The sequence below is a fragment of the Vibrio azureus genome (genome assembly GCF_002849855.1).
In the GTDB taxonomy this organism is placed as follows: domain Bacteria; phylum Pseudomonadota; class Gammaproteobacteria; order Enterobacterales; family Vibrionaceae; genus Vibrio; species Vibrio azureus.
On record NZ_CP018616.1, the window covers coordinates 1,426,084 to 1,439,305 of the forward strand.

Genomic DNA, 13,222 nt, shown 5'->3' on the forward strand with positions numbered 1-13,222 from the left:
TTATTCATCTCCTGCATTCAACCTGAATGATAATTGTTACTAATGAATTTTGGACATGTTGATAACCAAAGTGAGTAGGGAATGCTGAAATGAAGAAGATCGTTACATTGCTCTGTTGGGTGCCGTCGTTTGCTGCGCTTTCCGGAGAACAAAGCATAAAAGAATTTATGCAAGCCTTTCAAGAAAATCCTCAAGCAGTGATGGATGCACTGCCGGTTAAGCGAGGGGCGTATAACCCATCAAGTGAGATTGAAAATCTAGATGTTTATCGGAAGGAAGTGAGAGACGCTATCATAGAAAAGTCCACTTCTAGAGAGCGTCGTTCACTTTCTGCTAGGAGAAGCAATGATGATCCTGCAAGACTGGTTGATGCTGGCCAAGCTTTAGTTCGCAACCTGTATCAGTTGCACAATACCACGCCAAACGTCAAGCGTTTACATTCTCAACCATGGTCTGACACATACTGGCCACTGTATTCCGGCGGTGCAGCTTGGCGCTATGCGGATAGAGAGTTGAGAGCATCCACATGGAAACAATATTACGACTTTAGTCATATTAATAAGCCCGTCAGCTATTATCAGGGGAATGCTCGACAGGATCTGTCTCCGAGTGAAAAATACGATCTGTTGGTTGGGGATGGCGAATTTACCTTGACTAAGAAATCATGGGATGCGGGCAGAGGGTATTATGAATCAAGTGGTCATGTCGAAAGGTGGATGGGGCTTTGTCATGGATGGGCTGCCGCTGCTTATATGTTACCTCGGCCTAAAAATACCGTCGTTGTTCCAGATGCTAATGGAGAATCGCTGACATTTTATCCTTCTGATATTAAAGCGTTGGGCACACTATTATGGTCAGAAGCTCCCTTTGATTCACGCTTTATTGGTGGACGGTGTAATATTCAAAATCCAGAAAAAGATGAGAATGGTCGTGTGATCGATCCAAATTGTCATGACAATAACCCAGCCAGTTGGCACCTTGCTGTACTAAACCAGTTAGGCATTTCTGAACGCAGTTTGATCATGGATGCGACGTTTGATTACCAGGTTTGGAACCAGCCGTTGTTGGGGTATCAAGTTCAGTATTTTAATCCGCAAACGCACACTTCATCGTCTAATCCTGCTGAGGTCGTGATCCCATTACAAAACTATCAAAATGATCGTTTTTCTCAATACCGAGCAAATAATGCAGAGTATGTTGTTGGGGTAAAAATGACCGTAGAATACATGGTTGAGACAAGGCCGACGCATCGTACTTCCGATAACCCCAACTATGATGGGGTGACAAGGGTAACTTATTTCTATGATTTAGAACTGGACGAAAGTGGCAATACTATTGGCGGTGAATGGTATCAAAATCGTCACCCTGATTTTTTGTGGACACCATTACCTAATGAAGAAGCGCAATCTTATTACGATGGCTGGGGAGGGTGGGACCTGTCACAACCCGTTCCTCAACATTGGCAAACGCAGGCTCCTAAAGCTGCCCGTTATAGCCAGCCTCTAACATCGATAGTGAAAGCTTTATTTACCGCTTCTTCACAAGATAGCGGTCAAGATAATTCATGGAAACGAATCAAAACGAACACTTCTGATCGAACGCAGTGCTTAGATGTAGAAGTTGCGGAAACCGAAAAAGGCATGGGTTCTAATGTTTATGGTTGGCGTTGCCATTATGGGGAGAATCAACAGTGGAAGTTAACGTCTTCTGGTCAACTGATCAACCGCGCGACTCCAGAGCTCTGCCTAGATCAGAGTGGTATCTATATTACGATGGAATTGTGTAATAACAGCATCACGCAAAAATGGCGATGGTCAAACGGGCAGCTCAAAAATCAACTCGACAATGCGATAAGATGGAATTCTAGAACGTGGCTTGTTGAAGCTGATATTAATGGAAGTCAATGGTATTTCGAATGATGGTGCTTGAAGGCTAAACCTTGAGCTCATTCAATGCCCTGACTCTGTCAGGGCATTGTCTTTTCGTTCAGGCTTGAATCTATTCACCGAAGGTTAAACCGATGTTGACCTGAAAGATAAACTAATCACACAAACCTTGGTGAATCCATGTTGAGAAACCACCGAATGGGTTTTGTCCCCAAGAGTCTGAACCAGTAGTGAATTTATTACCCCAATATTGTACTGATGAACCAGCAGGGTAATAGGTATTTAAAGACCATTCTCCCAGACCACTGCAAAGATCATGAGGCTCTTGTTGTGGCCCCTGAGGGAATGAGATCGACTCACTGACAGCAATATAAGCATTGTTTGTGCTCTGTGCTCCAGTGACGAGGATTTGAATATCAGTACCTTGAATACCGCCATAACCACAGTACTCATTATTACCACCTGCTGAAGACATGCAATCGTAATCTGAGCTCGACACAGGACGTCTTATTGTAGTGTAGAGTGTAACGTCTCCCGTCCCTCCATTTGTTTGTACCCAAAGGTCATTAACTGAAGCATTTCTTAAGATATAACGTTGCTCATTTGATTGGTTATTGATCAGTACTGGATTATCAAGTGTAATTTCAATCACGTCGCCATTAGGAGAAGGTTGAGGCGTTGGATTCGGAGTGGGTGATGGGTTAGGCCTTGGTGATGGATTAGGTCTTGGTGAAGGTTGTCCAGAACCACAATGTACCGATATACCCACTTGATTAAATGCATTGCTGACCGCTTGGCCGTTGTAACCTAATTTTTCTGATGCTTTACATACGCCTTCTGCACCTTGTTGGAAGGTTGAGCGAGGAGTCCAGAACAGTTGGTTCGCAACTGCATAAGCTTTAAAGGCTTTTTGGATATCCCAGCCTTGGCTTGTTGCAAGGTGATAAAAGGCTTTATTAAAAACACCAGAACTATGATGAACATCAATGCCATTATAGTATCGGCTAGCATGACCAATTGACATTCCATCCTGACTAGGCTCTATAAAATAACGCATAGCAGAAGCGTTTTTCATAACATGTTCGCCCATTTTCCAGTTGAACTCGCCATGAACATATTGCGCTAGAGCTGCGGCGGCTACATCTGAAAAAGATTCATTCATCCCGCCCGACATACCACGATACTCTAAACCAGAGTTTTGTTCAGTAAAGCCATGACTGACTTCATGAGCAATGACATCCCAAGTGGCAAGTGGGTACATATAATTATTTCCATCGCCAAACGTCATTTGTCTGCCATCCCAGAAAGCATTGCCGTAGTTACTTCCGTAATGCACACGCATTGAGAGTTTTTGACTAATAGGGCGAGTATTCAACCATTCCTCATACATATCAAACGTTCGCTGTCCAAAGTAATGAGCATCATTCATCGGAGCGTAGGCACCGTTAATTTGACGATAGTTGTTTACTTGGCAGTTGAAACGGTGAACCTGTCCGCCCCATTGTTGATTTTTCATGTCATAAGTAACAACGGTTGGGCTATCAAATTGGCAACGACTATTGACATCAAAGCCACCAAATTTAGTATTCGTGCCAAAATAGTAACGACCACTCTTAGTATTTCCACCTGGGCCTTCTGCTTTTTGAAAAGCAATACCTTCCCATGAATCTAAAACGTCACCGGTTTTTGCATCAACGAAAGTAATCGGTCTTGAAGGGGTTTGTCCATTGAAGCGTTGAGCATCGACTTTGTATGCGAGGTGTGCTGTTTGCTCTTCATCGAGCCAGACCATCAGTTGTGCAGTATCAGCTCCTGAATTTGCAAAGCTTGGAGCAACGGTTCTGGCCCCATTATTTGCGTGGTTAAAATCACTCGCAATGCTTATCGCTTGTTGTTGATTAATCATTGGTAGAGTTGATTCTATATCGCCTTCTAAACCTACAACGACTTCACCAGCGATAGTGCTATGGTAGCCTTGAGAAGAATCATCAGAGACAATGGAATAGCCATAGACTGGGACACCATAAAATAGCTGTTGTTTACGAGTAAAAGATTGATTGTCAAGTTGAACATGACCGAGTTCACTGTAGCTTTGTGCCAGCTCTGAATTTGAGTTGGATGTTTGACTGGCTTCGAGAATGACACCGGACAGGTCGATCGAAGAATGATCAATAACATGTGCTGCATTTATGTGGAAGGTGAGTGGAGCAAGGGCAAAAATAGTTAAGTATTTCATGATGTAACCTACCTCTTAATTATTTATCTGCAACCGAATTCATATCAGTCGCGTTGACTTTACCTTTTTAGTCACACAAAGAGTAAGGTTTAGTTTTATAGATTTGATTTCGATTCAGGAAATAAGTTTGCTGTAGAGATCTTAGTCCAGTAATTTGAATATTCATTTTCCATCTGTCGTTCTGTATAGTGGAGACTTTTGATTGATTGAGTTAGCCATAGTGAATAGTTTGAAAATATCTTCGATATCCGTATTAATTTACTCGCTTTGCTTTGCCTCGGAATCTGCCTCTGCCAATGACGAGAGCTTTGAAAACACATGGGGTATCGCAGCGTTGTCAAGAACGGCGACGATTCCTTTTGATACTGTGAACGATGACTCAACTGTCAGTACATTTGTGCCGATGATGTTTTTTGAAAATGAGTACGTTTATCTCAATGGTATCGAAGGCGGTGTGTTTTTATATGGCAACAAGCAATCTGACTGGCTTGTCAGTGCATTGATGCGTTTAAGATTTGTTGATATACCGATGTCAGTACAAAATGCTTATGAAGGGGATCGGGTTGATGCAGGCCTTCAGTGGCAATACAGGCTAAACAACCATTGGCGAACAGATTTAGAGATCATGTCGGATGACGAGGGGCAACATCACTCAAATTTTCGGTTAGCGACCTATTATGAACTAGGGGCCTTAGAAGTTGAATCTGACTTGACATTTAGGTACAAAACAGCGGATTTCAATAGTGAATATTATTCTTTTAAAGATGTTACTGGCGAATCCATAGGCGCTGGTACTGATACTCGCCTAGGCGTTAAAGGGCGTTACCACGTCACTTCTAACTTGTACTTATTAGGGGGAGCGAGTGTTACTAGACTGGACAATGAGGCATTTAATAGTTCGGTCGTTAAGGACCGTTATCAAAGTGAAGTATACCTTGGTTTTGGATTCTTTAATGATAAAAATCAACCTGACAAAAAACAATTGAATAGTGAGCAGTATCTACGCATTGCACATGGTTGGGCAACACCGTCCAATATAGGTGATATATTTAAGCTAAACAGTCAAAAGGACAAATACAACCATCAACTTTCTTCTTTATTTTACGGTTACCCATTAACAGAAAGTTTGTTCGGTTTTCCGCTGGAGTTGTTTGCTACACCAGGTATCGCACATCATTGGTCGTCTAGCCAACAGTCCTCAAGTACTGAGCTCGTTATGGCGATTAAGGCTTATTACACATTTGATTGGCCAACTCAATGGCGTTTTGGATTTGCGGAAGGTCTGTCATACATCGACAATATTACCTATATTGAAGGTATCGAAATGGATGAGAAAGGCTATACCCCAAGTAAACTGCTTAACTATTTAGACTTTTCTTTGGATGTTAATGTCGGAGATTTATTCAATAACAAAGAGTGGGAGAATATTTGGTTAGGATATTCACTCCATCATCGGTCTGCTATTTTTGAGAAGGCTTCTCAGTTCGGTCGTATTAAAGGTGGCAGCAATTACAATACTGTTTACATTCAGTTTGAATTTTAAACATTTATACCCAAGTAACCTCAGATGCTCTGACATCTAGAACCTGAGGTTACTTGGGTATATTAAAGAACCACGAATGTGAACTTGCCCAAACAACAGTAAGGAAGCTTGGGCATGTTATCTTTATTTCTTTGTTTGTTTATTAAACAGTTAAGCAATACGCCTATATCCGACCTCAGGTAACAGAAGCTTTGCGTATAAATTGAATGTTGAGAAATTTATACAATGCAATTAGCCCCCATGTCCCTTCAAGAATGACAAAAGGCATTACATCTAAGTGCCATGAACACCAAGCGGCGACTAAGCCACCAATAGCATTCATCAATAAATAGGTGCGACTTTCATGTGACATGTAATTAAACATGTTAAGAAAAAATGCCACTAAAAGAAGAAAAACGGCAACGGCGCAAATATTATTGGCGGTTTCTGCATCGATCATCAAAATTATCCCTCTGTATTACTGATGATTACTTTTAATGAACAGTGATCGCCAGCATGAATAAAGGTGTCATAAGCTTCGGCGACTTGTGAAAGATCGAAAGCATGGCTGCAAAGTTGTTTAGGATTGAGGTGTCCAGCACGAATTTGTTTGATTAACATAGGAATAGTATGAGTGTGAACGAGACCTGCCGTCATTGTGAAATTGCGTTTCCACATGTCTTCAAGGTTAATTGTAGCTGGCTTGCCGTGTACACCCAGTACTGCAATATTACCGCCAGGACGAACAAGTTTTTGTGACATATCCCAGCCTGCAGGAATGCCGATGGCTTCAATAACAACATCAACACCAACGTCATCAGTCATATCAAGAATTTGTTGTACAGCCGTTCCTTCAGAATTGTTTATGGTATGAGTCGCGCCCATTTCACGTGCAACTTCTAAACGGTGTGGGTTATTATCGATGGCATAGATTTCTGATGGTGTGAGGAACTTAGATGTCATCAATGCTGCAAGACCAACAGGTCCACAGCCAATGACCGCAACAGAACATCCTGGCTTAACTTGGCCGTCTAGAACCCCGACTTCATATCCTGTTGGGAAGATATCACTGAGCAGTACAAGAGAATCGACATCGATATCTTCAGGCACCAGATGCAAACTATTATCTGCATATGGGATTCTGACATATTCAGCTTGGCAACCATCGATTTCGTTACCCAGCAACCAGCCGCCATTGAGACATTGACCAAAGTTAGACTTTTGGCACATTGAACAACCACCACATGAAGTGATGCACGAAATGATAACACGGTCTCCGACTTTAAAGTTATGAACAAGATCGCCACATTCCTCAATGATACCAACACCTTCATGACCTAAGATTGTGCCCGGTTTGAATGTGGCTACGTTATTTCTAAGTATATGCAGATCCGTACCACAAATGGTGGTCTTTTCGATTCTCACTACAGCATCAGTAGCATTAACTACTGTTGGAATTGGTCTTTCTTCTAAAGTTGCTTTGCTTTCGCCATCGTATACATATGCTTTCATTGTTATTCCTTATTAGTTATCTAGCACCCTGACATGGGCTGAGGCAGACTAACTTGTGATTACGCATTGTGAAAACAAAATGTATGTAAAATGTAGCAATATTGTGATCAATGATTTAATTGGAAAGTTAATGATTAAGATGATATTAATTTATTTATAATTCAATGTGTTAGATTTTGTTTTGTAAAATCGATTACTGAATGTTGCCCGCCCTTTGGGAGCGTGTCACTGATTTGACCTCTTGTGTCAGACAGCCATTCTTCTTACAAAAATAAGAAAGAGCCTGCTATTCCGCTTAGCTGTCTTTCTTGAATTCGACTTGGTGATTTTTCTCTGAATCAAGCATTTTGAGATCCTTTGGGTATAGGTATAAAAAGAATGAACAGTAACGGGTGCTAGCTAAATGAAATTTTGGCTATACAAGCCTTTCTATTATCTCGTTTTTCGTCTCGTGTGTTACAATCGGCTTAGTGTAAATAATAAAAGAATAGGAAACGCTTTGACTTCGTCACAGCCCTCAAAAAAGAATCCCGCTGAACAGCAAGCGACACCGTCAGCTGGTGTTCAAAATGCCAAAGCGAAGCAGGCTAATGCATCTCAAGCACAAGCTTCTCAGAATGCTGCGCCTCAGGCTCAAGTAAATAACGCGGCGTCACTACGCAAGGCACTTAGCCAGTGCATGATGCGTGACCGCTTCCGCTTGAGTAAACGAATCTCTGGTGCGAGCAAAATCAAAAAAGACGCAGCACGTAACGCTGTGTTTGATGAAATCGCATTAGATATCGCTAAATCTATGATGGTTGTGGAGCAACGTAGTCGCTACCAGCCAACGATTGAATACCCTGAAATCCTGCCAGTCAGCCAAAAACGTGACGACATTGCGAAAGCGATCGAAGAAAACCAAGTGGTTATCGTTGCAGGAGAAACTGGTTCAGGTAAAACTACTCAGCTACCAAAAATCTGTGCGGAGCTTGGTCGAGGTAAGTTCGGCCTGATTGGCCATACTCAGCCTCGTCGTCTTGCGGCGCGTTCGGTTGCGAACCGTATTGCCGAAGAGATGGAAACCAAGCTTGGTGAGTTTGTTGGTTACAAGGTTCGATTTAACGATCAGATCTCTGAGAATACCCAAATCAAATTGATGACCGACGGTATCTTGCTGGCTGAGATTCAGCATGACCGTTTCTTGAATCAATACGACACCATCATTATCGATGAAGCGCACGAGCGCAGCCTTAATATTGATTTCATCTTGGGTTACTTGAAAGAGTTGTTGCCACGTCGTCCTGACCTGAAAGTGATCATCACGTCGGCAACCATCGATCCTGAGCGTTTTTCAAAACATTTCAACAATGCCCCCATCATTGAAGTGTCAGGTCGTACTTACCCAGTAGAAACGCGTTACCGCCCATTAAGTGGTGATGATGACAACGATCGTGACCAGCTTGAAGGTATTTTCGAAGCGGTCGATGAACTATGTGATGAAGGCTTAGGTGACATACTGATCTTCATGAACGGTGAGCGTGAGATCCGTGATACCGCTGATGCACTGTCTAAACGTAATCTGAAGAGCACGGAAATTGTGCCGCTTTACGCGCGTTTGTCGGCGGGTGAGCAGAACAAAATTTTCCAACCTCATGCTGGTCGCCGCATTGTATTGGCCACCAACGTAGCAGAGACCTCGTTAACGGTTCCGGGCATCAAGTACGTGATCGATCCGGGTACGGCACGTATCAGCCGATACAGTTACCGTACTAAGGTCCAACGCCTTCCAATCGAGCCAGTTTCTCAGGCGAGTGCGAACCAGCGTAAAGGTCGTTGTGGTCGTGTGGAAGAGGGTATCTGTATCCGTCTGTACTCAGAGGAAGATTTTGAGTCACGTCCGGAGTTTACCGACCCTGAGATCCTGCGTACCAACCTAGCGTCGGTTATCTTGCAAATGACAGCACTTGGTTTGGGTGATATTCAAGCCTTCCCATTTGTGGAAGCGCCTGACAAACGTAACATCCAAGACGGTGTTCGCTTGTTGGAAGAGCTGGGTGCGATTAACGCAGAAGCGAAGGATCCCGTTTCTCAAGGTGGTAAAAAACGCCTAACCAGCATTGGCCGTCAACTTGCGCGCCTTCCAATCGACCCACGTTTAGCTCGTATGGTATTGGAATCACCAAAGCAAGGTGCATTGAAAGAAGTGATGATCATCGCGGCGGCATTGTCGATCCAAGACCCGCGCGAGCGCCCAAGTGACAAGCAACAATCATCCGATGACAAGCACAAACGTTTCTTCCACGAAGACTCAGATTTTCTGACGTTTGTGAACTTGTGGGATTACATCCAGAAGCAGCAAAAAGCGCTAACGGGTAACCAGTTCCGCAAGCAATGTAAACAAGATTACTTGAACTACTTGCGCGTGCGTGAATGGCAAGATGTGTACTTCCAGATTCACCAGTCAATGCGTGAAATGGAGTTCAAACTTAACGATGAGCCTGCGTCTTACCATGGCGTACACAGCTCAATCCTTGTTGGTTTGTTGTCGCACATCGGTATGAAAGACCAAGAGAAGAATGAATACCAAGGTGCGCGTAACGCTCGTTTCCATATCTTCCCTGCATCGGGGCTATTCAAGAAACAACCCAAGTGGATCATGTCTGCTGAGTTGGTGGAAACCTCAAAACTTTGGGGTCGTATCATCGCCAAGATTCAACCAGAGTGGATTGAGCCGTTAGCGAAGCACCTGATTAAACGTAGCTACAGTGAGCCGCATTGGTCGAAGAAACGTGCAGCAGTCATGGCACACGAGAAAGTGATGCTTTATGGGGTGCCAATTGTGCCGAAGCGTTTGGTGAACTACGGCAGTATCGATCCATCCGTGAGTCGTGAAATCTTCATTCGCAGTGCGCTGGTGGAAGGAGAATGGGAAACTAAGCACACGTTCTTCAAGCAAAATCGCAAGCTCCTTCAAGAAGTGGAAGAACTTGAACACAAATCGCGTCGACGCGATATCTTAGTCGATGACGATGAATTGTTTGACTTCTATGATCAGCGTGTCAGTACTGATGCGGTTTCAGGCAAACACTTCGATACGTGGTGGAAGCAAGCATCGAAAGAGAACAAAGAACTGCTGAACTTCGAGAAAGAGATGTTGTTCAAGGGCGATGCCAGCCATGTTACTGACTTAGATTATCCGAACTTTTGGTATCAGAATAATTTGAAGCTGAAGTTAAGCTATCAATTTGAACCTGGAGAAGATAGTGACGGTGTAACGGTGCATTTGCCACTACCGATTTTGAACCAAGTGGAGCCTGCGGGTTTTGACTGGCAGATCCCAGGCTTGCGTCATGAACTTATTGTCAGCTTGATCAAGTCGCTGCCGAAGACTGTTCGTAAAAACTTTGTGCCTGCGCCAAACTACGCCGATGCATTTTTAGCTCGTGTCACACCAATGGAAGCACCACTTCTCGATTCATTGGAGAAAGAGCTTCGCCGAATGACTGGGGTAGAAGTTCTGCGTGAAGAGTGGAATATGGAACAAGTTCCGGAGCATTTAAAGGTGACTTTCCGTGCCGTAGATCATAAAAACCGCAAGTTAAAAGAGAACAAAGATCTGCATGAATTGAAAGAGAGCTTAAAAGATAAAGTCCAAGAGACCCTTTCAAAAGTTGCGGATGATGATATCGAGCAAAAAGAACTTCGAACATGGAGCTTTGGTGAATTACCTAAGGTATATCAACAAAAACGTGGGGGATATGATGTTAAGGCATACCCAGCGATTGTTGATGCCAAAGACAGTGTTGAAATTAAACTTTATGAAACGGAATTTGAACAAGTTACTGCGATGCAGGCGGGACAACGTCGCCTGATTTTGTTAAATGTCCCGTCGCCAATCAAATACCTGCACACCAATTTACCGAATAAGTCGAAGTTGGGTCTGTACTTTAATCCGTATGGTAAAGTTCTAGACTTAATTGATGACTGTATCGCGTGTGGTGTTGATAAATTGATCGAAGAGCAGGGCGGCTTGGTTTGGGAGCCTGAAAAATTTGACGCTCTGAAGGAACATGTACGTGCTGAACTTGGTGATACCGTGGTGGAAATTGCACAGCAAGTGGAAACCATCCTGACAACGGCTTTCAACATCAATAAGAAGCTGAAAGGCAAGATCGATTTCACGATGGCATTTGCGTTATCGGACATCAAAGCACAAATTGAAGGATTGATCTTCAAAGGTTTCGCGACAGAATGTGGTTGGAAGCGTCTTCCAGATATTCTGCGTTACATGCGTGCGATTGAGCGCCGTATGGAGAAGCTACCGATCGATCCAAACAAAGACCGTTTACACATGCTGAAAGTCGAATCTGTAACTACCGATTATAAAGAACTACTTAACAAGATCCCGAAAGGCATGGTTATTCCAGAAAATGTTAAGGAAATCCGTTGGATGATCGAAGAACTTCGAGTGAGCTTTTTTGCTCAACAATTAGGCACTCCTTACCCAGTTTCTGACAAACGTATCAAAAATGCGATTGATGCCTGCTAAACAAGCGGTACAATAGGCGGTATTCGCGCAGGGTTATTACGGCAATACTCATCCAATGGGGGAGGTGGGAACGTTTTAACCTTGCTCTAATACGATAAAACGAGGAAGCGTTATACCCCTTCCTCATATGTGTAACGCTCATGTTCTTCGAGTGAGCAATAATTAAGACAAAGGTTGATGATGAAGAAAATTCTATTGGCAACTGCGCTGCTCAGTGCTTCTTCTATGGTAATGGCAGACTCATGGATTTATGGTGGTGCCTCTGTTGGTCAAGCTGATTACAAAGGCGAAACAGATACTTCTTACTCTGTACATGTCGGTACAGGCATCCTACCAATAATTGGTGTTGAAGCAGGTGTTACACAGCATGGTAAGTTTAAAGTTTCAGGTCATGAGACAAGACTAAAATCATACTACGCTGCTTTAAAACCAAGTATTGATTTTGGTCCACTACATGTTTATGCGAAAGGTGGCCTTCACCAATGGGACAAAGATGTTTCTGGTGCAAAAAATGATGACGATTTAGACATCATGTATGGCGTTGGAGCAGAATACTTCATCTATGGCCCTGTATCTGTAGGTGCAAGTTACATGAACTACACTATAGACAAAGATAACGTTGATACCTTCTCATTAAACGCGACGATACATTTCTTGTAATTATTGCTTTAATGGCCATTGTTTTAAAATACCAGCACTTAGCTGGTATTTTTTTGGATGAAAAACGGCATTAGGTATATAGTTTAATTATATCTTTATCATAAATTTGTTCTCTAATCTCACTGATGTACTCATAGTCAAAGGAATCCAAATGATTGGGCATGCACACAGCAGCAGAGCAAATACATACAAGCGATACTGTGCCAATTTCACTTTAAATAAAACAGGGAAGGGATGGCGATGAAAGGAAGAATCTCATTATTAGCATTGGCATTATGGGCATCACCCGTGCTAGCCGATTCATGGCTTTATGCTGGTGGTCAAATCGGTCAAGCACGTGTTGATGGTGAATCAGATCTCACTTATGGGTTGCATGTAGGGACTGGAATTATGCCACTCATCGGGCTTGAATTTGGCTATTTTAGGCATGGGAATATGGATTTCACATTCCATGGATTGAATGGAAATGCAGATCTTGCTTCTTATTATGCTGCTGTTAAGCCGAGCATGAACTTTGGACCTCTACACCTATACGCAAAAGGCGGCATTAACTCCTATAATATTGATTATAAAGGTGATATTAGTTATTTATACAAAGATGATGGTATTTCATACATGTTTGGCCTGGGCTTAGAGTACTTAGTGTTAAAAAACTTGTCTGTTGGGGCCGGGTATCAAGTTTTTGGTTTAGAAATGAATAAAAAGAGTGAATTTCTTCATAGTCTAACCGCTAATATTACCTTCCATTTTTTTTAAAACCTACCTACGAAAATACAGCGAAACGAAACCCAAGTGACCTTAAACTAAATACAGTATCTTGAGGTTACTTGGGTTTTGTTACTAAAAAGCTATATCCACTCATATTCAGCCACCAA

The 13,222-nt window shown here is 42.7% G+C and carries 8 protein-coding genes; 5 read left to right on the plus strand and 3 right to left on the minus strand.

Annotated elements, in window-relative coordinates; genetic code table 11:
• Positions 1-89 precede the first annotated feature (89 nt).
• A complete protein-coding gene (locus tag BS333_RS06560; RefSeq protein ID WP_021708468.1) occupies positions 90-1,919 on the plus strand; it encodes a ricin-type beta-trefoil lectin domain protein in 1,830 nt (609 codons plus the stop codon).
• 121 nt (positions 1,920-2,040) lie between these two features.
• On the opposite strand, the gene BS333_RS06565 is transcribed toward BS333_RS06560, so the two are convergent.
• Positions 2,041-4,122, minus strand: coding sequence for a M4 family metallopeptidase (locus BS333_RS06565; RefSeq protein ID WP_021708467.1), 2,082 nt, complete (start codon positions 4,120-4,122; stop codon positions 2,041-2,043).
• A gap of 256 nt (positions 4,123-4,378) precedes the next feature.
• On the opposite strand from BS333_RS06565, the gene BS333_RS06570 reads away from it, so the two are divergent.
• Positions 4,379-5,665 carry a MipA/OmpV family protein gene (locus BS333_RS06570; RefSeq protein ID WP_227739182.1) on the plus strand — a complete coding sequence of 429 codons (1,287 nt, stop codon included), beginning with the start codon at positions 4,379-4,381 and terminating at the stop codon, positions 5,663-5,665.
• 175 nt (positions 5,666-5,840) lie between these two features.
• Here BS333_RS06570 and BS333_RS06575 read toward each other — a convergent pair whose 3' ends face one another.
• Both BS333_RS06575 and BS333_RS06580 read right to left on the minus strand, forming a co-directional pair.
• On the minus strand, positions 5,841-6,104 hold the full coding sequence (locus BS333_RS06575) for a CBU_0592 family membrane protein (RefSeq protein WP_021708465.1): 264 nt from the start codon (positions 6,102-6,104) through the stop codon (positions 5,841-5,843).
• Between the two features lie 5 nt (positions 6,105-6,109).
• A complete protein-coding gene (locus BS333_RS06580; protein WP_021708464.1) occupies positions 6,110-7,156 on the minus strand; it encodes a zinc-dependent alcohol dehydrogenase family protein in 1,047 nt (348 codons plus the stop codon).
• A gap of 499 nt (positions 7,157-7,655) precedes the next feature.
• Between BS333_RS06580 and hrpA the strand changes: the two genes are divergently transcribed.
• The 3 genes from hrpA (at position 7,656) to BS333_RS06595 (ending at position 13,103) form a co-directional block, all read left to right on the plus strand.
• On the plus strand, positions 7,656-11,687 hold the full coding sequence (gene hrpA / locus BS333_RS06585; protein ID WP_021708463.1) for an ATP-dependent RNA helicase HrpA: 4,032 nt from the start codon (positions 7,656-7,658) through the stop codon (positions 11,685-11,687).
• 180 nt (positions 11,688-11,867) lie between these two features.
• Positions 11,868-12,347: an outer membrane beta-barrel protein gene (locus BS333_RS06590; protein WP_021708462.1), complete on the plus strand. Its 480-nt coding sequence runs from the start codon at positions 11,868-11,870 to the stop codon at positions 12,345-12,347.
• A 240-nt stretch (positions 12,348-12,587) separates the two neighbouring features.
• Entirely contained in the window at positions 12,588-13,103 is a 516-nt protein-coding gene (locus BS333_RS06595) for an outer membrane beta-barrel protein (RefSeq protein WP_021708461.1), read from the plus strand.
• Positions 13,104-13,222 lie beyond the last annotated feature (119 nt).

Coding starts and splice junctions, on each gene's coding strand:
- BS333_RS06575 (WP_021708465.1), bottom strand. CDS start 6,104: ATGATCGATGCAGAAACCGCCAATAATATTTGCGCCGTTGCCGTTTTT.
- BS333_RS06580 (WP_021708464.1), bottom strand. CDS start 7,156: ATGAAAGCATATGTATACGATGGCGAAAGCAAAGCAACTTTAGAAGAA.
- BS333_RS06590 (WP_021708462.1), top strand. CDS start 11,868: ATGAAGAAAATTCTATTGGCAACTGCGCTGCTCAGTGCTTCTTCTATG.
- BS333_RS06565 (WP_021708467.1), bottom strand. CDS start 4,122: ATGAAATACTTAACTATTTTTGCCCTTGCTCCACTCACCTTCCACATA.
- BS333_RS06595 (WP_021708461.1), top strand. CDS start 12,588: ATGAAAGGAAGAATCTCATTATTAGCATTGGCATTATGGGCATCACCC.
- BS333_RS06560 (WP_021708468.1), top strand. CDS start 90: ATGAAGAAGATCGTTACATTGCTCTGTTGGGTGCCGTCGTTTGCTGCG.